This window comes from Phaeodactylibacter luteus (genome assembly GCF_007993045.1).
Classification (GTDB): Bacteria; Bacteroidota; Bacteroidia; order Chitinophagales; family Saprospiraceae; genus Phaeodactylibacter; species Phaeodactylibacter luteus.
The window spans coordinates 25,691-47,489 of sequence record NZ_VOOR01000028.1 but is presented as its reverse complement, the minus strand read 5'-3'; the positions used below and the strand labels follow the sequence as shown (position 1 = coordinate 47,489).

The following is a 21,799-nucleotide window of genomic DNA, read 5'->3' as shown; positions in this document are numbered from 1 at the left end:
AGGCATAAGCAGAGCCGGCAATATAGAAAGCCTGCCTGCCCCATTGCCAAATCCGTATTTTCAGAAAAAAGCAGGCCTTAACCGCTGCGCTTGTTCCTCCACTGTTACTTGCCGCAACGGGCCTGTACAGCACTGCCAAGCGCCCGGCCCTCACAGCGCTCTTCGGCGAGGTGGGCAATATTGGGCAGCCTGCACACAGCGTTGCGCCCTACTTCCTATATCATCATTGCTACGTACAATTGTAAAACTGTGCTCAAGGCCGCCAAACAGGCCTCGCAGCTCTTTCTATTTAATTACACTCAAAATGTTTAAAATTATGAAGAACTCCCCTTTACTACTGCTGGCATGGCTATTTGTGCTGTGCAGTGCCGGGCAGGTTCAAGCCCAAAGCATTACCGTGACGGGCACCGTCACTGCTGCCGAGACCGGCGACCCCCTCATCGGTGCAAGTGTTTTGGTCAAAGATGCCTCATCCGGCACGGTCACAGATATTGACGGCACGTACAGCCTCAATGTACCTGAAGGAAGCGTGCTGGTCTTCTCCTATGTAGGCTACACCACTTTGGAAGAAGCTGTTGGCAACCGGACTGTAGTGGATGTTGCCCTCAGCCAGGGGCAGCAGCTGGAAGAAGTGGTAGTAACCGCTCTTGGCATTTCGCGCGAGAAAAAAGCCCTGGGCTACGCTGTGCAGGAGCTCAGCAGCGATGAGATCATGGAGACCCGCGAGCAGAATGTCGTCAACTCTCTGCAAGGCAAAGTGGCCGGCGTACTGATCAACAACTCCAGCGGGGCGCCGGGCGCAGGAGCCAACATCGTCATCCGTGGCATCACCTCCTTCGGCGGCAACAATCAGCCGTTATTTGTTGTAGACGGCATCCCGGTAGACAACAGCACGATCGCTGGCAACCAATTGCCAAGTGCCGGTTCGAACGCCGTCAACAGCGCTGAGCAGGCGAGCTTTACCAACCGGGCGGCAGATATCAACCCTGCAGACATCGCTTCCATTTCTATCTTGAAAGGGCCATCCGCAACAGCGCTCTATGGCATTCGGGCAGCGAACGGCGTCGTCCTGATTACTACCAAAAAAGGGCAGAGCGGCCGCGCGCAGGTCTCGCTGAACACCTCCTTCGGCATGGAGGAGGTCGTCAAAACGCCAGGCTACCAGGAGTCTTACCGCGAAGGCCGCTTCGGCCGCCTCCGCTTCAACAGCGATGGCTCCCCTTTGCGCTTCCAAGGCTTTGGCCCTAAGGTTTACCCCGGGCAGACCCCCGTCTTTGATCTTTTTGGCGATTTCTTCGAAACCGGCTACCGACAAGACCACGCACTTAGCATCTCCGGCGGGACCGACCGTGCCACTTATGCCAGCTCGTTCTCTTACTTCCGGCATCAGGGGGTTACCCCCTTTGCAGATTGGGACCGCCTGACTGCGCGCCTTGCGGGCAGCTTTGATGTCACTGACAACCTTACGGTTTCGGGCTCGGTCAACTACACCAACTCGGGCGGCAACAAGCCCCACTCGGGCGACAAGTCGATCATGTCCTCTCTGAGCTACCACCCGCTTTCTTTTGATGTAAACGACTACATCAACCCGGACGGCTCTATGAAAGACTTCTCTGATGGCATCATCGACAACCCCCGCTACCTGGCTGAATTCAGCTCTCTGGTAGACGATGTAGACCGTACGCTGGGCAATATCTCCTTCGACTACAACCCTGCTCCATGGTTTACCCTGACTTACCGGGTGGGCGTTGACTTTTACAAGGATGCCCGTATCCGTACAGTGCCGGCGGGGCTCGACCTGTCTTCACAGACTGGCGGCTTCATCATTGAAGAAGACATTACCTCCCGTCAGGTCAACTCTACTCTTCTTGCGACTTTCCGCAAGGACCTTTCCAACGACTTCAACCTGGAAGTATCCGTTGGGCACGACCTCAACGACCGTCAGCTGGAGATCACCAATGTGCGGGGCGAGGACTTTACCATCCCCGGCTTTTTCCACCTGAGCAATACCGAGCGTTTCTTTGTAGACAACGCCAAGTCTCAGCGCCGGATATTTGGAGTGCTCGGGCTCATAAAACTGAGCGCTTTCGATGCCCTTTACCTGGACATCACCGGCCGCAATGACTGGTCTTCTACCCTGCCGGTAGCCAACCGCTCGTTTTTCTACCCTTCTGTCAGCCTCTCAGCGGTGGTTTCCGATTTGACCGACCTGCCCTCCTTCATCAGTTTTGCCAAGCTGCGGGCGAGCTATGCTCAGGTGGCCAAGGATACCGACCCCTACCTGATCGGCTCCCTTTTTGAGGCAGACCCTTCATTCCCATTCACATCGCCGGTGACCGGCAATGAGGTTAACGGGTTCCGTCAGCGGAGCATCGTAGGCGACGCCAACCTCAGGCCAGAGACCACTACATCTCTAGAGTTTGGTGCAGACCTGCGCTTTTTCAACAACCGCCTTGGGCTCGATATCGCCTGGTTCCAGCAAAACAGCAAGGACCAGATCATACAGGTGCCGGTGACCAATACCACTGGCTTCTCCCGCTTCGTGACCAACGCTGGCGAGATACAGAACACTGGCATCGAAATCCTGGCCAATGTAACGCCTGTTCGCACCCGCGACTTCAGCTGGGACGTTTCCCTCAACTACTCGAGCATAGAGGGCGAAGTCATCAGTATTCGCGAAGGCATTGAGCAAATTGAGCTCTTCAGCGGTGGAGCGACCGGTATTGCCTACCGCTACGTACCTGGCGGTAAAGTAGGCGACCTTTATGGCTTCAAGCATGAGCGCAATGAAGATGGCGAGCTGATCATCGGCAGCGATGGCTTCCCTTTCATCCGCACAGATACGACCTACCTCGTGGGCAACGCACTGCCCGACTTCACCGCAGGCATGACCAACACTTTCCGCTGGAAAGGGCTGAGCTTTTCTTTCCTATTGGAATGGCGCCAAGGGGGCGACCTAGTCGATATGGGCATCCGCAACAGCATCCGCAATGGCCTGCTCGACATGACCGAGCGGCGGTACGAGCAGGTGGTATTCCAAGGTGTGACCGAAAGCGGCGAGCCCAATACTACCCCTGTAGAAATCAACGGCGAAAGCCTGTACCGCAGCTACGGGCGCTACAATGGCTCGGCCGACGTAACCCTGGAAGACGGCTCATGGTTCCGCCTGCGCCGGGTGAGCATTGGCTACAGCTTGCCGAAAGCCCTGTTGGGCGAAGGCAACTTCATCTCTGGCGCACGCATTTCCCTGACCGGCAACAACCTCTTGATCAACACCCCTTTCCGCGGGTTTGACCCAGAGACCAACTACTTCGGCTCCGGCAGCAGCATCTATGGCTACACTGGCTTGCAGTCTCCTGGCGTACGAAGCTACATTGCCGCTCTCAACCTGACGTTTTAACCGACCTAAAAATTGGAATTATCATGCGAAAATTCATTCGATATATACTCCCCCTGGCGCTACTCGGCATGCTGAGCTCCGGGTGTGAAGACTACCTCAACATCAACGATGACCCCAACCGGGTGACCGAGGTAGACCTTGCCTCCCTGCTGCCATCTACACAGCTGGCATTGGCCAACAGCCACTACAGCATTACGACTTCTACCGGTAGGGTCACTCAGCACATCAGCTCCTACTTTGGTTATATTGACGAAGGCACCCTCCGGATTGGCGGGGCTTGGAGCACCCTCTACCTCCGCGTACTGGAAAATGCACGGATCATGGCAGAACAAGCACAGGAGTCGGGCTCCCCTCATTATGAAGGCGTTGCCAAGACCATCCAAGCTTATGGCCTGCTCCTGCTTTCCGACCAATGGGAAGATGTGCCATGGACAGAGGCGTTCAAGGGCTCAGAGAACCTGACCCCCGTTTTTGACAGCCAAGAGTCACTCTACACCACGGCCAGCCAGCTATTGGACGAAGCCATACCCCTGCTAGGTGCGGAGGAGTCCATCTTCTCGCCCGGTGGCGATGACCTCATCTATGGTGGCGACCTCAGCCTATGGGCAAAGGCCGCCTATGGCATTCAGGCCCGCCTGGCCATACACCTTGTCAATAAAGGTGGCAGCTATGCTCAGGATGCCATCGATGCTGCTGCCCGGTCTTTTGCCAGCCCGGAAGAGGATTTTCAGTTCATCTACAACAGTGTAATCCGCAACCCTTGGCATACGAACGTGGCACTGGCCAATAATACCGGCAACTTCAGCTTTGCACAAGGCGCATATTTTGTCAATCAGCTCAATGGCAGCATTTACCCAGACGTCGACCCCCGCCTGAACATCCTGGCTACTCTAGACGAGGGCGCGACAGCCTACATCGGCATCGAGTCTTTCAATACAGAAGCACCAAGCAACACCGTTAACTTCCGGGTAGATACCTGGCACAGCCGTGAGCTCGCTCCAATGGAAATGGTGACTTACGCCGAGATGAAATTCATCGAAGCTGAGGCCTACCTGGCACTCAATCAGCCCGATGCAGCCTACACGGCTTACCTGGCTGGCATTGAAGCCGATATGGGCAAGCGAGGTGTAGGCGCTGCGGATATAACCGCTTATCTCGGCGCTCCTTCAGTAGCAGTAGGCGCGGGCAGCCTCTCCCTCGAGGAGGTCATGCGGCAGAAGTACATCGCCCTTTTCCTCAACCCGGAAGCTTGGGTAGACATGCGCCGCCACAACTACAGTACAGAAGTGTACAAAGGCTTTATTACACCAGACCCCGTTATGTGGGGCGGGCCTGCACAGCGGGCGCTCTATCCACTAGATGAGCTGAACCGCAATGGGGCTGAAGTGGAAAAGGTAAGCAAGCCTTTCGGCCAACCGATGTGGCGCGACCAATAATTCTTAACGATCAAATGATTATTCTTATGTTCAAAATAAAGCAAGCCCTTCCAATGCTGCTGATACTGGCCGCTATGGCACTGAGCTTCAGCAGCTGTTACGAAACCCCTGATTGGGTAGATGAGAATACAGCGCCCGGGCTGGGCAGCTATCCCGTTATCGCCTCTCTTGCCGTCTCCAATGGGGATAGCTTCAAAGCAGGAGAGACCGTAGAGCTCGACCTGCGCTATTGGTCGGACGACCCGATACGGGAAATTGTCCTGACTGCTGTCATCAATGAAGAACGCACAGAGGCCGGCTCTTTCAACTATGAGCCCAACTTCGCAGAAGATAGTCAGACCGATAAGCTGTTGATGAACTATGCCATACCGCCGGACCTGCCGGCAGAAGTGGCCAGCATCACCTTAGAGGTGGAGATCATCAATGAGAATACATTGACCCGTTCTTCTTCGGTCAGTGTAGCTATTGCTGAATAAAGCCCTATGGTGGCCCGACAGGGCAGGCCATCTGGCTCTACAGTGCTTATAACGCAGGCAGCCCGGCTCCTCGAAATGAGGTAGCCGGGCTGCCTTTTTTATGCGGCCAAGGGCTTGCCTAGGCGGTGCCCGCTACGACCACCACAATTTCGCCTTTCACCTTTGCCTGCGCGCTGTAATGGGCTGTAAGCGCTGTAAGGGTGTCCGTGCGCACGTCTTCGTGCAGCTTGGTCAGCTCCCTGGCCACACAGGCCAGGCGCTCCGGCCCGCAGTGCTCCGTGAGCTGCTCCAGGCACTTGACTAAACGGTACGGAGATTCATAAAGCACGAAGGTCACAGGCAATGTAGACAGGTACTGCAGACGGGTCTGCCGGCCTTTTTTGTGTGGCAAAAAGCCTTCAAAGTGAAATTTATCGCAAGGGATGCCCGATGAAACCAATGCCGGCACAAAAGCTGTCGCGCCTGGCAGGCACTCTACCCGTACTCCAGCTTCTACGCACGCCCTGGACAATAAGAACCCGGGGTCCGAAATACCGGGCATGCCGGCATCCGTGATCAGCGCCATTTGAACACCGCTCTGCATCTGTGCTACAAGCCCTTCTGTAATGGCATGCTCGTTGTGCGCGTGGTAAGCCCGCAGTGGGGTCTCTATGGCATAATGCGACAGCAGCTTCTTTGAAGTCCGCGTATCTTCTGCTAAAATGACATCTACTTCTTTCAGGAGGCGCAGTGCCCTCAGGGTAATATCTTCCAAATTGCCGATAGGGGTAGGGACAAGGTAGAGCATAGGGAGGCGTTTGAAAAGGTTGAAGAAATGCCACCGGTGCCGGGCGAAAACCCCTGGGGCTAACTGCGGTGGACAAGCTGACGGGCTACAGAAAAAATGACGTAAAGGGCAACCACAGCAGAAAATGCTGCCTCCCGGATGATGATCAGCAAAAGGGCGGCGATGCCCGCAAAAATGAACTTCACCTCGTTGCCTGCCCACCTCAATGATTTGAACTTGAGGGCGAACATCGGGACTTCCGCAATGAGCAGGTAAGATTGCAGTACGATTATGGCATAGAGGGGATAGGGGGAAGCAACGACCCCATGCCCGATGCCGTAGCTGTCTAGTGTATAAATGAGCATCAGGCCAGCTGCGAACATAGTGCTCGAAGGCGTCGGCAAACCAATAAAGCCATCTGTCTGCCGGTCGTCAAGGTTGAACTTCGCGAGACGGTAGCCAGAAAAAGCTGACACCAGGAAGCCCGGCGCTGCAGCCCACTGCAGCCCCTCTGCCCCTTCTTGCCCGCTAGCAGACAGCAGCAGCATATAATAAATCGCACCGGGGGCCACTCCGAAGGAGACCATATCTGCGATGGAGTCCAGCTCCTTGCCCAAGTCAGAATACACACCAAGCAGACGGGCCACGAGGCCATCCGCGTAGTCGGCCAAAACCGCCCCAAGAATAAACCAAAAGCCAGCCATATACTGCCCGGCCAGTATACTGACTACTGCACAACAGCCTAGAAAAAGGTTGGCCAGCGTGATGAGGTTTGGAATATGCTTTTTCACAGTGGGCTCTTTTTAGAAGTTAGCGCCAAAGGTAACCAAATTTCAGGGCTGTGCCAGGCTCCAACATTCGATAAGGCCAGCCCTCCTAACCAACCATATCGTATTTTGCCAGCGTCTGTCATTTATAAGCCTGCACCGGTACAATAGCCTTGGCCCAAACAGGTTATTAGTCTTGATGCGAAGGGGATCTCTGCAGGGTTGAAAGCAGCTCATCTCCCCTACGCCACTGGCCAGGCGCATGAAGCCTACGGTTCAGCGTAAAGCGCAGGGGCGTAAACCAAAATGCCACGGGCGTTTATGCTTTTCGGGCTTTATAGCCGGGCATTGGCCTAGCGCTGCGAAGGGGCGGCAGGCCTGATAAGGCCGAGCGGACAGCGAGCCCCGTAGCATAGCGGCACCTGCCATCGGGCAGGGGCAGGCCCCAAAAAACGGCAATCTGGTTGGTGCCCAAGCGTAGTGCCCAAACAAGCCCCGTTTGAAATTGTATATTTATAGCCTGCCGGCTCAGAATTTCCAATTGCCGGCTCGTTGGGCCGTGCCCCAATTGAGGCCTGAACCCCAAAAACTCCTGCAGGAAAGCTTGCTCCATCAGCCTTTAACCTGCTAACCCGAATGCAACAGCTATGAAAAACTGCTTACTTTTTTCACTCCTCCTTGCCGCTGGAACCCTCCCACAATGGGGCTTTGCCCAAGGTGAAGATTGTAATACTGCTACCCCGCTTTCCGACGTAAGCAGCTGGTGCTCCGAGCCCGGCGCTTTCTCCAATGTGGGGTCTAACGATTCGGGGTTCTCCCCTGGCTGCTTCCCCAATGCACAGCCCAATTTGGATGTTTGGTTCTCTTTTGTAGCGGAAGCCACAGATGTAAACATCAGCGTAGCAGGCGCAACCGGGCAGAGCAATGGCGGCACTCTGGTGCAGCCACAGTTCGCGCTCTACAGCGGCAGTTGCGGTGCCCTGACTGAGATCGGCTGCTTTTCAGATGCCCTGGGAGACAACGGCGGGCAGCTGTTCGCATCTATGCTGACCATTGGGCAGACCTACTACATACAGGTGGGTGCCCGCGGAGGCAATTCCGGCACTTTCCAACTTTGTGTCAACAACTTCAACGCCATCCCCAACCCTTCCAGCGACTGCGCTACCGGGGTAATCCTTTGTGACAAGTCGCCTTTTACCGTAGAGCAAGTGACCGGAGTGGGCAATAACGGCAATGAGATTGACGACGTAAGCTGTGGCACCATCACCTGCCCCCTTTCGGAAAGCGGGTCGGCATGGTACAAATGGACCTGCGACGAGCCCGGCTCTCTGACCTTTTCTCTCAATCCGCTCAACCCTGCCGACGACCTGGACTTTGTCCTCTACGAGCTGCCCAACGGCATAGACGACTGCAGCGGCAAATTCGACCTGCGCTGCATGGCATCAGGAGAAGTGGTCGGAGCCGACTTTGAAGTGTGGGAGCCCTGCACCGGCGCTACGGGGCTTGCGACAGGAGAAACGGATGTGGGGGAAACCTGCGGTTGCGATACCGGCGACAACAACTTCATCGCGCCTATTGATATGGAAGCGGGCAAAAGCTACGCTCTGGTCGTCAACAACTTCAGCCAGTCGGGCAGCGGCTTCACCGTCGAATTTGGGGGCACGGGCACCTTCCTGGGGCCAGAGGCCGAGTTCAGCACCAATGCGCCCAATGATACCGTCTGCCTGGAGGCCAGCGTCCTCTTCACCGATGAGTCGAGTTTTGTAGGCGGCATCTCCAGCTGGACCTGGAATTTCGGGGAAGGCGCCAGCCCGGAGACCATAACCGGCCAAGGGCCACACGCCATTGATTATGACACGCCCGGGCTGAAGAATATCGTCCTTCGCGTATCTACTCCGGATGGCTGTGTCATTACTCACATTGAGACCATATTTGTACAGTGCTGTGAGGGAGATTTCACCGTAGACGCCGACATTTCCAACCTCCTTTGCCCAGGCGACACCAACGGCAGCATCGCCCTTTCGCCCTCCAATGACAACCCGCCTTATACCTTTATTTGGGGAACCGGAGCTACGGCAAGCAGCATAGGGAGCCTAGCAGCAGGCGACTACACCGTGACGATAACCGATGATTTCACTTGTGATACGGTGCTGACCTATACCGTGATGAGCCCCGACACTTTTGACATAGATACCCTCTTGACCATGCCCACCTGCAATGGGGGCACTGATGGGGGCATCAACCTACAGGTGAGCGGCGGCACCCCTCCTTATACCTTCAGCTGGGAAAATGGCCCCTTTACCAACGACAACACCTACACCGGCCTGGCCGTAGGCGACTACCCAGTGACCATACGAGACGCCAACGGTTGTGAGGCAGACCTGGTTATACCCGTCCGGGAGCTAGAGCTACAGCTCACTTCTTTGGAGGAGAGCATAGTAGACCCTTCCTGCACAGGCTTTTCTGACGGGGCCATCACCATTGACATCGCCAATGGGCAACCGCCCTATCAGTACGACTTCAATGATGGGGGCGGGTTTGCCAATAGTAATGTACGGACGGGGCTCACCGCCGGCACCTACATCGTTGACGCAGTAGACGCCAATGGCTGTGTGGGGCAGTTTGTGCTCACCCTAAACGATCCGCCCCTGCTCGAAATCTCTTTTGACCTCTTGGGCATCAGCTGTTTTGGAGAAACCGATGCTGTGCTCACGGCCGTAGGCACCGGAGGCACGGGGAGCTACAGCTACCGCTGGGAGGACAACAGCACAGGCGCAGTGCGCAACAACCTAGGCGAGGGCGTGTACGCTGTTACCATTACAGACGCCAACGGCTGCACTGTGGCCGGGGATACGGCCATACTGCAGCCCCCCTTGCTCGAGCTTGAGGTAGCCAGCCTCCAAAATGTGGTATGCTTTGGCGACACCACGGGGCTCATCCTGCTGCAGGGCACTGGCGGCACTCCCCCCTACGAGTACAGCATAGGCGGCAGCAGTTTTCAAGTCGCCCCCTTATTTGAAAACCTTGGGGCTGGCGCTTACTCCCTGAGCATCATGGATGCCAACGGTTGCCTGGCCGCAATAGATACCCTCATCACTCAGCCGCCTCAGCTCACCGTGGATGCAGGGCAGGACATACGCATCTCCCTAGGCTACTCTGATGACATCAATGCTGTATCCAGCAACCCGGATGTCGCTTACAATTGGATGCCCCCAGACTCCTTGTCTTGTACAGACTGCCCCCGGCCTGTGGCCAACCCGGTCAACACTACCACCTACACCATAGCGGTAACGGATGAAAACGGGTGTACAGCTCTGGACAGCGTCACGGTAAGGGTCATTAAAAACCGGCCAGTGTACATTCCTGACGCCTTTTCCCCCAACGATGACGGCAGCAACGACTTTTTCACAGCCTATGCCGGGCCTGGCGTCAGGCAGATCAGAGCAATGAAAATCTTCAACCGCTGGGGCGGGCTTGTATTTGAGGGGGGCAATTTCCAGCCCAACGAACCTGCAAGGGGCTGGGACGGGCTCATTGGCGATGAGCCTGCAGCTATCGGGGTATATGCCTGGCTGATCGAGGTAGAGTTTATCGATGGGGTCGCCATCCTCTTTGAAGGCGACCTCCACCTCATACGCTAAGGCAAGGCCTTAAACACGAAAGGGTTTCAGGGCAATGCCTTGAAACCTTTTCTGATATGATAACAACAGCGCCAAGTAAGCTTGGCGCTATGATTTTGGTTTTGCTATTGGATATAAGTGCTTTTAAACAAAGCCTACATCCCAATCTCCGCCTCTTTCTCCAAGCGGTAGCGGGCCTTCAGGCGCTCGTTGCGGCGCTCCACTGATGGCTTTGAAAACTGCTTGCGGCGGCGTAGTTCCTTAATTACGCCAATATTGCGGTGCTTGCGCTTGTAGCGCTTCAGTGCGCGGTCGATTGATTCTCCGTCTTTTACATTAATGATGATCATGTAACCTCACAATGTTTTGAAAAGCCAGGCTTTTCCTATGATTAATTAAAAAAGGTTCAGTAACTGCCGGTGCTTCACCGGGCAAAATAAAGGTGGCCCTTGTAAATTTTGCCCGGCAAAGGTAAATAAATATTATCCATTCGGCAAGAAAAAAATCTATTGTGATCTAAGCAGCCGGACAGCTCGCTCGACATTGGCTTTTTGAAAAGTATTGGCTATCTTTACTGCCCCAAAGATAGCCCATCGGCTATATCCACCTGCTACTTAAAAGCCTCAACATTTTCCTGTCATTATAGAAGTTCAACTTGGACCGCCCTGTCCTCTATTGGCATAGGCCCCTCCCCCGCAAACACACTGAGCAGCATTAGCCCATGTTTTAGCACGAACTTAAACGTCAGGCAAATGCACAAAAAGCTGTTTCTCCTTATCCTCCTTTTCCTTTCCGCCGCAGAAGGGATTAGCGCACAGAAAGCATGTACCGATTGGCTCAAGGCTACACAGGCCGATACGCTAAAGACCGCAAACGCAGCACTCTTGAGGCTCGGCCAGTTCATTCAGGAAGAATCCCCGTACATCCCCTGCCTACGGCAATATTATATGCAGCACTTCAAAGAGGATAAGCGGATGCTCCCCTACTTCTACTCCGAATTGGGCCGGATGCATGTACAGCTCAATAATTATGACTCTGCGCTCCACTTCCTCGCCCTTTCTGTGGCAGAAGCCCCCCCGGAAGAACGCAAAAAGCATGCAGATTACCGCTTCTTCCTGTCCGGCAACATAGAAATCCTCCGCGGGGACTACCCAAAGGCGGTTGCCTATTTTGAAGAATACCTCGATTCTGCCAAATGGGATACCGATTATTCCACTACTACGGTAAATGTTTTGACCAATATGGGCACCGCCTACCACGAAATGGGGCAGCCGGGCAATGCAATGGCCTACTTCACACAGGCACTGCACCGCGTAGAAATGGATACCACAGCCCGTGGGCACTTCTACCGCAAAGCCATGATAGAGCACAACATCGGCATCTGTATGATGGAAGAAGGCAAGCTGGAAAAGGCGCAAAAACAGTTTTTAGCGCTGGAGCAGAAAGTCTCCGCACATCATCCCTCTTACCCTTATATGGAGCGGCTGATCAATAACAGCATTGGCAAAACCTACCTCGACCAAGGCAACTTGGACAAGGCTCAGGTTTACCTGGAAAAGGTCTTCCAGAACTTTTCCCCCGACCTCAACCAGATCAACTTCAGCTGGCAGATCATGGAGCTCTACACCCGGCTGCAAAGCCCGGCAAAGCTGAAAACCGTATTGGACACCGTACAGCACTATTATCAACGCGCAGCGCTAGCACCGGGGGCAGAGTACTATTTTTTCTTAGGCCAGCATGCGCTTTTGGAGCAAGCCCCCCTAAAAACAGCAGTGCTGCATTTTCATCAAGCCCTGGACCTTGCCCAAACAGACTCCATGGACCTTTATATAGGAAGAGCCCTGGAAGCCCTGTCCAAAGCCTACTCCCAACAACAAGATTTTGCAAAAGCTTACCAATACGCCAGCAAGCTGGCTCAATGGCAGAAAAAAAGGGAACGGTCCGAGCAGATCCGCATGACCCAAGACTACACCGCCGCCTATGAGCTCTCCAAATACCTGCAGCAAGCAGAAATGGCAGAAAAAAAAGCCAGCATTGCAGCCCAACAGGCCGCCTTGGCCAAACGGCGGGCCCAGTACACTACCATACTTACCTTCCTTGGCCTGCTGTCTGCCTTTCTCATGGGGCTGAGCTTTTATCAGTACCGCAAACAAGCGGTAGCCCGGCAGGAGGCCAACCGCGAACGGAGCCAAAGGCTGACACAGGAAAAAGCCATGATCACACGGCAACTGGAGTACCAGCAAAAGGCCGTTATCGATAAAAGCCTATGGGCTGCGGGGCTCCGCAATAAGGTGAGGGAAACCATTGAGCGCTACCACAAGCGCCCAGAGTACCTCCTAAGGAAGATCCACCTGATTTTTACGGAGTCCGATACCCTGCCAACCCTCGAAAAAGAATTTGAACTGTTCTATCCGGAATTTGCCCGCCAGATCATCAGCTCCGCACCAGGGCTGACGCAAAAACAAATCCGCTATGCCATGCTATTTGCCATGGAGCTCTCCAATAAAGAGGTAGCTGAAATCATGAGCGTAACGCCTAAAGCCGCTGCCATGGCCCGGTATCGCCTGCGCGAACAGCTTGGGCTGAAAGAAGGGGATGAACAGCTCGACATTTACCTGCGCAACATCCTTTTACAATCGGGCGCGGAGAATATCCTGATGGCCCTAGAAACGACTTAAAAAAGGTTTGGAGCTCGTTCCTATTGCCAACCAACGCTTTATGAGCCTGGCTTCCTCACTGATTTTTCATTTTGCCCGCTAAACTCATCTGCTGTAGCTTCGGAAGAACCCTGCTGCCACGCTAGCACATCAAGCGGGCATAACCCACTGATCCTCAATAAAACCCTCCCAACAAGCCCTTAAACAAAAAGCCCGGAGTACACTGCTGCGCTCCGGGCTTCCAAGCCTGCCGTATTTACCTATACAGCCAGCCTGATGAGAAAACGGTATTACCTGCTTAGGATATAACGGATACCGACAGAGCCATAGCCCCCGCCAAACCCATTTCCGTAGCCGTTGACAAAAAAGGTCGGGATCCAGTCTACGGTCAGGTTGATCGGTGTGTCGTCAAAAGCGTAATCAAGCCCCAGGTACCCCTGAATCCCAATAGCCGTCGTAGAGTAATCATCGTCAAAGAAAAAATCATCGGCGTAGTTCCAGAACGCTATCGTGGCACCTCCACCAAAGTAGTAGTACAACCCATCCAGCCCCTCGATATCAAGTGGCTTGTGGATTTGGTAAGCTGCGCTCACAGATACGTAGCGGCCGTAGCCCCAGCCGCGGGTGCCAACGTAAGCTTCAATAGCGCTGCCGTTGTCGTTGAGGACATACTTCAGCGAAGCCGATAGCGGATAGCCCAAGCGGGCACCAACTGCAGTCTTGTAGTCCTGTGCCTCCGCAGAACCGGAGAACAGCATACAAACTGCGAATACAGGCAGTAGTACAATCAGTTTTTTCATGATAGTAAGGGTTTAATGGATTAATTTTTTTCCCAGCCTGTTTCTCCAGTTTTGCACACCAAAGATAAACGATATTTGAACCTTGGCAAGAAATATTGACGTATTTCACCTGCCACAAAACCAGAGAACGGCCTGCAGGCGCAAGCTCAACGGTCGTTTTTGGGGGCTTCCCCTGCCTCACAGGCAGGGGCCGCTATGCTGCGGGGCTCGCTGTCCGCTCGGCCCTAACGGGCTTGCCACCCCTCCGCAGCGCTAGCCCGATGCCATTCAGGGCGCCTGAGTTGCAATGCCCACATTAGAACGCTTCTGAAAAGCCATCGCCATCCTCTACCAGGCGCCCCTGCCCATTCTCAATATAAGCATTGTTCGGATCTCCCCTATCATCTACCATAAACAACGATTGCTGCATATCGCGGATGCCATCGTCCGCTACAATCCCAGAGTAGACCTTGGTAATGAGCGTAGTGTGCCCCTCTGTGTCTTCGGATTCTATGCGCACATAAATCGTGAAACGGTCTCCGCTGCCAGAGATGAAGCTTCCATATTCCTGCCCCATTGTATTGGCCTGCTCGAAGGCGACCAACAGTGTCAGGTCGTCACGGTTGAAGTTGGAAAAGGTGACCCGCTCATCTTCAAAGGTATGGCCAGGGATAAGAAAATCATCAAAATTGCTGCTCACGAGGTTCAAAGGTGATATCCGGTAAGACCCAGACAAACGGGGCGGGTTGGTGCCACTGTACAGCACCTGCCCGTTGGCCCGGATTTCATCCAGGACTTCATCCGGTATGAAGTCCTGCCCAGGGGCAGCACAATCGTCTTTTTTACAGCCAGCTGCCAGCAGCAGAGCAAAAAGGGCCAGGGTACTGCCCAGACGGAGATAAAAGTAATGTCGCATTGGTACTAATTTTTTGGTGGTCAAACAACAGCTCAGCAGCTGTTTGCCCCATTAGTACCTTGCCGCCCGGTTAGGTACCCATCCGGTTCGTTTTTTTTATTTCCTTACGGCCCTTTTTCCAGCCTCACCAACTGCTCGAGCTCATAAAGCCCGGGGATGCTCTCCAGAAAGTTGGCGTCCTTACAGGAAAAAACCAAGTGCAAGACCTTCCCTCCGTGCATAACATACAAGTGCCGCCGGAAGAAATCGTAATACTGAACCCGCTCGCGCTCTATACGGGCAATCGCCGGCTGCCCATCAAGCATAGCCGCTGCCAGGTCAATACCGGGCTCAAGATGGGATGCAGCCCACGCTGCCACATCCTCTGCCCCATCTGACGGCAACAGCTCATACTGCACCCGGGGCTGCCCATAATCGCCCCGCTTGTACAGGCGCTGTATCCCAGGCTCGTGCACCCACCCTTCCCGATGATAGAAAACGAGCCCAGGGAGGGCCTCCACAGATTGAAAGTCCGCTGCCAGCTCTGCTGCCCCAGGAAGGGTAGGGGCAAAGGCACGGCCAAAACCGTCAAGGTACCCAAACTGCTCATCGTTTATATATTGTGCCACCACGCCTTGCCTGCGGAGCGCAGCACACAACCCCCCAGTAGCGGTATAGTCCCCACATCCCTTCAGCAGGCGGTACTTTAGCGGGGCCAGCTCCTGCCCATGCACAGACAGCAGCCCGAACCGGCCATTGTTCTGCACGGCCAGCACATCGGCAGACAGCGGGCGCAAATGCATATAAACCGGGGGGATGCGCACCACACCGTCTGTACTGATATACCCCCATAAGCCGTCCTTGCTTTTGACCAGGTAGCCAGACCTCCCATGTCTTTCCAGGAGGGTGTATGCTCCCGGGCGGGACAGCCAATTGCCAGATTCATCAATCAGCCCCGGGCGCTCCCCTTCGTAGGCCACTGCCCGCCCCTGCTCAAAGGGGTGGATGAGGTCAAATGCAGCAGGTATCAAGATGGCTCCGCTCTGCCCGATCAAGCCCATTTCCCCTTCTCTGAACATCCAAAAGGTGGTATCGCCCCGCCAGATCAAACGCTCGTAAACAAACGGCAAACGCTCATGCCCCTGCCCGTCTATAAGGCCAGCCTGCCCTTTTCGCTTGGCCAGGAAACAGCCCGGCCCTGCCTCCGAAAGGGCTTCGAAGTAAACCGGCGTGACCGCTTCCCCATTTACCGTGCCCAGCCCCCAAAGCCCATCTTGCTGCAGCAGCACCAGCCCGCCGGGCAGCAGCTTTACTTCATCGTACACCGCCTCCCAAACGGGAGTACCGGTGAGCAACCGCAGGCCATACCTCCCATTCTCCACAAATACCTCTGCAGCGGCAGGTTTTTCCAGCCATGCTTGCGGCAGCTCGCCGGGCCCGGGCCGCACCCACTCCTGCCGTTGCCCAGCCGTATCCGACAACACCATGCCCCAATCTGCCCGGTACAGGCCCAATTGGCGCTCCTGCTCTTCCAGGCTTAGCAACAACTGCCCGCGCTCTTCCCGCCAGCGCCCCTTTTTCAGCTCCTGAGCACCCCGCACCGCGTACCGGAGCGCCCCGCCTTCCCGGAGCTCATAGTAAGCCTGCCCGCCCCAAGCTGCCCACCATCCCGTAAGGCCGCCGCCGGCCCCACTCCGGCTGTAGAACCTAAGCGACCGCTCCTGAAGGCCCGAAGCCGTAAAATAACTTTCGCGGGAAGCCCACTCAACGCCGCTGCCCTGCGGGTAGATGATGCGCTCCTGCTCCTGCAGCACCCCTCCGCTGAGCCATACGCGCTCTACGCAACGGCCGAGCTCATCCCTGACTTCAAATTCGGCTCCATCTGTTCCAAACGCCCGGTAGAGGGTATCTTTGCCCTCCGGCACCGCTATCCAATAAGGCAGGCGGGCTACAGCTTCCTGCAAAGCCGCTACTGCCGCCCCCGCTTTCTGAAACAGATGGGCTTCCTTTTCCAGCTCTACCCCTTCAGGTGTATAGCTTTTTTCCAAGCTGCCCACCCTGACCTGTACCTCCGACAGCCGCTCTTCCTCGCCATAGCTGCCGGGCTGTACCTGATAGGCCAGCTCATAAATGCGTACATCCGGCTGCGCGCCTGCTGACAGCAAGGCTGCAAAAAGCATTGCCCCGCACAGTATGCTCTTAATCCTCATGCTCTTGTATTAACTTTTGGTAATCGCGCCTCCTCCTTACCTTGTCCAAAGAGGGCGCAGTACGTATCCAAGCCAAGTCTGTATAGCCGTTTTCAATGGCCATGCTCAAGGCCCGGACCGCTTTCCGCCCCTTTCCCCTGCAAGCCCAAAATACGGCATGATTGATCTGTACAGAGGGCTCACCGGCGAAAGCCTCCGCAAAAGCCTTATTGACGGTTTCTGCTTCAGCAAAACGCCCCAGCCGGGCCAAACAGATGCCGCGGATGGCATAAGCAGCACCCCGGAAATCTTCATTGGCTTCGATCGCCCGCCCCAGCCAGTCAAGGGCCGCCTCGTCTTGTCTGAGGTGATAAGCTGAAACGCCCAGACGGTACAGAATATTGGCATTGCCCGCTGAGCGGGCCTCCATTTCTTCCAGCCGGCCCAACGCCTGTGCATAGGCTGTACGGTAGCCTGTGGTGTCCCCCAAATAACGGCTCGACCGCCCCATCAGAAAGAGGATATCTACTTCAAAATCATTATTGGGGATATGTGCTTGGCTATGTTCCAATGCCCGCTGCCCTTGCCGCCGAGCCTTCTCCAAATCGCCCTGCTGCAGGTAGAGCCGTGCCTGGTCAAAGTAGACTTTCCATAGCCCAGGGTGAGCAGGGGAAGCCTCCTGAAGCAGTGTGGCTACGCTATCCTGCTGTTGCAAGGCCTGCGCGGTAAGCCCCAGCTGCTCCAGAATGGCAGCAGCCTGCCCGTGGGCCTGCGCCTGCTGTAGAACAGGAGCGCCAGCCTTGCGCCAAATGCGGGCAGCAGCCTGACTGTCCGAAAGGGCTTCTCCCGGCGAGCCCATGGCCAGGCGGGCCGCAGCGGCACCAAAATAAGCCATGCCCAGCACAGGGGGAGCCGAGCCGGGCATGGCTTCTAACTTTTCAATCGTTTTTTCGAACCAGGGCAAGGCCTCCCCTGGCCGTCCTTGGAATTGCAGGCATTGCCCAAGGCCTAGAGCGGCCATGCCGTTGTCCGGGGCTTCGCGCTGCGCCTCCATTATGGGCACAGCACGCTCATATAACCGTATAGCATCGCCCAGCTTTTGCTGATACTGCAACGCCCGGGCATAGCCCGTCAAGGCCAGCCCGAGCCCTAAGCCGCCCGCTTCCTCTTTTTCCAGCAGGGCTACAGCAGCTTTGTATGCACGTGCCATAGCTGGCAGGTCTGCCGCCTGCTCTGCCGCCAGCCCAATCTGGTTGTGCACTCCGGCCTGGGCATAAGGCGGAGCGCCATGCGGCATCAAGGCCAATGCCTTTTGGGTAGTGCGCAAGGCTGCAACTGGCGAAAGCGGCATTTGGGCCTGCCCCAGTTTTTGGTAAGCGAGGCTGAGCTGCGTACTGTCAACAGGCGATTCTTCCTGCAGCTTACCGATAGATTCTTGCAGCAACGCAGCCCCCTCCTGATAGCCCCCACGCTCCACAGCTTGTGCTGCTTCTAACATCAAAATCTGTGCCTCTTCTCCAGGGCCTTGTGCCAGTTGGCGGGCAAGGGACAACGCTTCCGCAGCACCTTCCTTGCCAGCACCGCTTGCTTGTGCCTGGGCGAGCAGTAGAAGGGCTCTGAAACGCTCCTCCCGATGATAACCTAAGGCTTCGTATACCTGAAGGGCTTTCTTAGCAGCCTCGGCAGCCAATGCCCTCTTTTGCAGCAGCAAATGCGTTTGGGCCTGCATATAGTAAGTGTTCGCCAAAAATGTGCTGGCTCCCCCTACCATCTGCTTTTCCATCAAAGCTACCGCTTGGGAAAGCCATTGCTGGCTAGCAGATGGGGCTTTCTCGGACAAGCTGATGTTGCTCAGCAGCAGGTACAAATTGGCCAGGGCCATGCTCTCCACACCTTCTTGTTGGTAGATGCTCAGCGCGGCTTCTGCTACTGAGGTGGCCTGCTCCGTTTGGCCAGAGCGCAGCAACAGATCGGCTTCGGCCTGCATCAGGTTGGCAAGCAGCAGCCCCTGCCCTTCTGTGCGCACTATGATGCTCCTTGCTTGCCGGAGTGACGCCTGGGCTTCCGCTATTTTGCCCAAAGCCATGTACTGCGCGGCGTAGGCTTCATAAACCATGGCCAAAGCTGGGCTGCCCGGCTGTGCCTGTTCAATCTGCTCCTTGGCCTGCGCCAGGTAAGCCAAGGCTTGTTCTGCATCTCCGCGCTCAGCCGAAAGGCTGCCCAACACTTGATAGGCTAGCCCCAGGCCTGCGTTATCCGGGCTGAACGCCAAAAAATCTGACTCAGCAGCACGCGCCAGTGCCTCTGCTTTTTCCCATTGCCCCTGCGCCATCGCCACATTAGCGAGCCCTACCCTTGCATTGGCGGACACAAGGGGGAGCTGCGTGCCATCCAGTGCAGACAAGGCCCGTTCAAAGTACTGTTCTGCTTCAAGATAACTGCCATACTGTAGGTAGGCCATCCCCAGCCCTACCTGCATAGTGCTTTCACCAGCGAGGCGGACAACCGGAGGGGCGGAAGCCGCTGACCAGTTCCGGATGGCCTGCCTGTACCAACGGACGCTTTCCGCCATATCCCCCTGCTGCATGGCAAGGTTCCCCAAGTCCATCAGCAATAGGACACCAGAAGTTTCCCGCAAAGGGCTTTCATCCGTATCCAAAGCTTGGGCTGCTTCTTCAAAAGCATCTGCTGCCCGGGAAATCTGCCCGAGGTTCAGCCATGCGCTGCCCTGCGCACGCCAAGCCCTCGCTTTTTCAAAAGCGGAAGCGGATGCCCCGGCTATAGCAATCGCCTTCTTTGTCACCTCGATTACCTCGGGGTACTGCCCCTGAAGATTTTTGGCTTCGGCCAACGTATTCCAAAGCATAAGCCGGATGCCATCAGAAAAAGGGCTGGAAGCCAGGGCAGAGCGTATTTCCTGTTCCAAGCCCGTGCTCCCCCTGCCCAAGAGCGCCAACTGCTGCAACTGCTCCCCCAGCAAAAGCAAACGCTTCTCCGGGCCAAAACTGCTCTCTGGCAGTAGCTGCAGGATAGTGTCATTGGTCAGAAGGGCTTTGTCCACCTGCAGCTTTAAGGTATAGGCCTCGGCCTGCAGCTCATAAGCTTCGATGATCTGATCTATTTCTGCACGGCTGAGCCGGATACGCTCCTCTTCCGCTTCAATATTCTCTTGTGCAGACGCGATATCCCCAAGCGCACGCTGAGCCCGATCATTGAGGCGGGCCTCCTCTAAGAGCGCGATCACTTTTTCCTGCTGTCCTGCCCGCAGCGCTTCATAAGCTTTGATATAGAGGCTTGATGCAAAATCCAGGTTTTTGCCGGCCAGCTGCAAGCTGTGCACAGACAACTGCGACAGGGCTTGCTCCAGCTGCTTTTCAAGAAGTGCAATGGCTTCATCCCGGCTGACAAGCGTACGGCCATACTTTTCCTCCAGCCCTTGCAGCGCCTTAGCCTTGGCGGCCCCCTCCGTCCGCAAATCTTGTATGATGCTATCGCGCCGGGCGGTCAACTGAGCTACATTGATGGCATAAAACTCTGCCATAGCCTGAGCGATAGCGCCAGGTTTAGCCATGAAGACCCTCAGGAGTGACGGGTCTCCTACCGTCACCGTAGCCAAGGCCCTTTTGTTGACGACCTCTAGCCCAGGCTTATTTACGCTGACGGCTATTGTGCTGGCAGGCGGGAGGCCCACAAAACGCAGCAGAAACTGCCCTTCTTCATCTGTCACCCGGGGCACTGCGCCTTCTCCAGCCAGCACTTCTGCGCCAGGAACGACTTCGAGCACGCCCGTACGATAACGGCTATTGTGGATAGTGACCTGCCCTGCACGCTCCAGCTGCTGCGCCCACACAGGACAAGCCAGCAGCAGCAGCAGCCATGTAATCAATCTGCTCATTGCTCAATTTTTAGCATCACTTCTATTTCCTGCTGGGCTTGTGGGGGGATGCGGGAGGCTTTCCATGGGGTATATCCTTCTTTGAAAACGCGGAGGGTCTGAAACTGCCGCTGCTCGGCTTCCGGTATGCTTATGCTAAACCAGCCGGTAGAATCTGAATGCCCGTGCAAGGCGCCCACCCGTACTGTAGCCCCTGCAATGGGCTGCCCAGTCTCAAAGTCTTGTACGCTGCCGAAAAGCCGGTCCAGCCCTGAAAGGCCAACTGCGACAAAAACGGGCTGCCCGGGGCGCAGGTTGTACAGGGAGTCTTCTGCCAGATTGTAATAAGGCTCTCCCTCTGTGTCTTCTACTTCAATGCGCACCTGCGCACCCGCACTGAAAAACGAAGCGGGGATCTCATTGAAGACAGCTTGCCCAGCCTCATTGATACCCTTGGCCCGGACTGCCTGTCCGTAAATGAGGCGCACAGCTCCCCGGTTTTGCAAGGGCAGCTCCCTTACGCCATTTTTGCCATGTACAAATACCGTAAGGCTGTCTGAGCTAGCGGGCCAAAACAGCCAGGCGCTAGCCAGCAGCAATAGGCCCAGGCCTGTACCCGCCAGTATACGCGCCCATGGCCAGGCCGGGCCAGAGCGGGGCACTGCTTTACCCTCAGCCCATGCAGCGGATAATTCGAGCAGGGCAATCTGTACCCGTACCCGCTCAGGGCCAGCCTCCTGTACACTGATTGCCCCCAACTGCTCTTCCTGCTTCACGCGGGATAGCCGCGCACGCAGTATGGTAAGGACATCAGCGTAAGGGCTCTGCTCCTCAAGGCTGTTTTCCAAAATATCCATAGCCTGTACCAGCCGGCCACGGCCTACCGCCTGCTTTACCTGCAAATGTATTCCTGAACGGTCCATGCTTTCACTTTTTGTAG

General features: G+C 55.6%; 13 protein-coding genes. 5 read left to right on the top strand and 8 right to left on the bottom strand.

From position 1 onward, the window contains the following. The first annotated feature begins 316 nt into the window (after positions 1-316). The 3 genes from FRY97_RS13615 to FRY97_RS13605 are packed head-to-tail and all read left to right on the top strand — an operon-like array spanning position 317 to position 5,312. Positions 317-3,400 carry a SusC/RagA family TonB-linked outer membrane protein gene (locus tag FRY97_RS13615; protein WP_170254641.1) on the top strand — a complete coding sequence of 1,028 codons (3,084 nt, stop codon included), beginning with the start codon at positions 317-319 and terminating at the stop codon, positions 3,398-3,400. A gap of 23 nt (positions 3,401-3,423) precedes the next feature. Further along, complete coding sequence (locus tag FRY97_RS13610; protein ID WP_147168097.1) at positions 3,424-4,836, top strand: SusD/RagB family nutrient-binding outer membrane lipoprotein; 1,413 nt, start codon at positions 3,424-3,426, stop codon at positions 4,834-4,836. Positions 4,837-4,862: 26 nt separating this feature from the next. Beyond that, entirely contained in the window at positions 4,863-5,312 is a 450-nt protein-coding gene (locus FRY97_RS13605) for a hypothetical protein (RefSeq protein ID WP_147168096.1), read from the top strand. Positions 5,313-5,430: 118 nt separating this feature from the next. On the opposite strand, the gene rsmI is transcribed toward FRY97_RS13605, so the two are convergent. Both rsmI and FRY97_RS13595 read right to left on the bottom strand, forming a co-directional pair. Then, a complete protein-coding gene (gene rsmI, locus FRY97_RS13600) occupies positions 5,431-6,099 on the bottom strand; it encodes a 16S rRNA (cytidine(1402)-2'-O)-methyltransferase (RefSeq protein ID WP_147168095.1) in 669 nt (222 codons plus the stop codon). Positions 6,100-6,158: 59 nt separating this feature from the next. Beyond that, the gene (locus FRY97_RS13595) at positions 6,159-6,869 is read right to left on the bottom strand and encodes a CDP-alcohol phosphatidyltransferase family protein (protein ID WP_147168094.1); all 711 of its coding nucleotides are present in this window, start codon (positions 6,867-6,869) and stop codon (positions 6,159-6,161) included. Between the two features lie 623 nt (positions 6,870-7,492). Between FRY97_RS13595 and FRY97_RS13590 the strand changes: the two genes are divergently transcribed. Beyond that, positions 7,493-10,486, top strand: coding sequence for a T9SS type B sorting domain-containing protein (locus FRY97_RS13590; protein WP_147168093.1), 2,994 nt, complete (start codon positions 7,493-7,495; stop codon positions 10,484-10,486). A 134-nt stretch (positions 10,487-10,620) separates the two neighbouring features. On the opposite strand, the gene rpsU is transcribed toward FRY97_RS13590, so the two are convergent. Next, the gene (gene rpsU / locus FRY97_RS13585; protein ID WP_147168092.1) at positions 10,621-10,815 is read right to left on the bottom strand and encodes a 30S ribosomal protein S21; all 195 of its coding nucleotides are present in this window, start codon (positions 10,813-10,815) and stop codon (positions 10,621-10,623) included. A 402-nt stretch (positions 10,816-11,217) separates the two neighbouring features. Between rpsU and FRY97_RS13580 the strand changes: the two genes are divergently transcribed. Continuing rightward, positions 11,218-13,143, top strand: a complete 1,926-nt coding sequence (locus FRY97_RS13580) for a tetratricopeptide repeat protein (RefSeq protein ID WP_147168091.1) — start codon at positions 11,218-11,220, stop codon at positions 13,141-13,143. A 269-nt stretch (positions 13,144-13,412) separates the two neighbouring features. On the opposite strand, the gene FRY97_RS13575 is transcribed toward FRY97_RS13580, so the two are convergent. From FRY97_RS13575 to FRY97_RS13555, 5 genes are all read right to left on the bottom strand, one after another. Continuing rightward, positions 13,413-13,922 (bottom strand): hypothetical protein, encoded by a 510-nt coding sequence (locus tag FRY97_RS13575; RefSeq protein ID WP_147168090.1) that lies wholly within the window; start codon positions 13,920-13,922, stop codon positions 13,413-13,415. Positions 13,923-14,217: 295 nt separating this feature from the next. Then, on the bottom strand, positions 14,218-14,817 hold the full coding sequence (locus FRY97_RS13570) for a hypothetical protein (protein WP_147168089.1): 600 nt from the start codon (positions 14,815-14,817) through the stop codon (positions 14,218-14,220). A 104-nt stretch (positions 14,818-14,921) separates the two neighbouring features. After that, entirely contained in the window at positions 14,922-17,006 is a 2,085-nt protein-coding gene (locus FRY97_RS13565; RefSeq protein ID WP_147168088.1) for a WG repeat-containing protein, read from the bottom strand. Continuing rightward, positions 16,996-20,880: a tetratricopeptide repeat protein gene (locus FRY97_RS13560; RefSeq protein WP_147168087.1), complete on the bottom strand. Its 3,885-nt coding sequence runs from the start codon at positions 20,878-20,880 to the stop codon at positions 16,996-16,998. The genes FRY97_RS13565 and FRY97_RS13560 overlap by 11 nt, the downstream gene beginning before the upstream one ends. After that, positions 20,877-21,782 (bottom strand): carboxypeptidase-like regulatory domain-containing protein, encoded by a 906-nt coding sequence (locus FRY97_RS13555; RefSeq protein WP_147168086.1) that lies wholly within the window; start codon positions 21,780-21,782, stop codon positions 20,877-20,879. The genes FRY97_RS13560 and FRY97_RS13555 overlap by 4 nt, the downstream gene beginning before the upstream one ends. Positions 21,783-21,799 lie beyond the last annotated feature (17 nt).

Coding starts and splice junctions, on each gene's coding strand:
- rsmI (WP_147168095.1), bottom strand. CDS start 6,099: ATGCTCTACCTTGTCCCTACCCCTATCGGCAATTTGGAAGATATTACC.
- FRY97_RS13610 (WP_147168097.1), top strand. CDS start 3,424: ATGCGAAAATTCATTCGATATATACTCCCCCTGGCGCTACTCGGCATG.
- FRY97_RS13570 (WP_147168089.1), bottom strand. CDS start 14,817: ATGCGACATTACTTTTATCTCCGTCTGGGCAGTACCCTGGCCCTTTTT.
- FRY97_RS13565 (WP_147168088.1), bottom strand. CDS start 17,006: ATGAGGATTAAGAGCATACTGTGCGGGGCAATGCTTTTTGCAGCCTTG.
- FRY97_RS13590 (WP_147168093.1), top strand. CDS start 7,493: ATGAAAAACTGCTTACTTTTTTCACTCCTCCTTGCCGCTGGAACCCTC.
- FRY97_RS13615 (WP_170254641.1), top strand. CDS start 317: ATGAAGAACTCCCCTTTACTACTGCTGGCATGGCTATTTGTGCTGTGC.
- rpsU (WP_147168092.1), bottom strand. CDS start 10,815: ATGATCATCATTAATGTAAAAGACGGAGAATCAATCGACCGCGCACTG.
- FRY97_RS13605 (WP_147168096.1), top strand. CDS start 4,863: ATGTTCAAAATAAAGCAAGCCCTTCCAATGCTGCTGATACTGGCCGCT.
- FRY97_RS13575 (WP_147168090.1), bottom strand. CDS start 13,922: ATGAAAAAACTGATTGTACTACTGCCTGTATTCGCAGTTTGTATGCTG.
- FRY97_RS13580 (WP_147168091.1), top strand. CDS start 11,218: ATGCACAAAAAGCTGTTTCTCCTTATCCTCCTTTTCCTTTCCGCCGCA.
- FRY97_RS13560 (WP_147168087.1), bottom strand. CDS start 20,880: ATGAGCAGATTGATTACATGGCTGCTGCTGCTGCTGGCTTGTCCTGTG.
- FRY97_RS13555 (WP_147168086.1), bottom strand. CDS start 21,782: ATGGACCGTTCAGGAATACATTTGCAGGTAAAGCAGGCGGTAGGCCGT.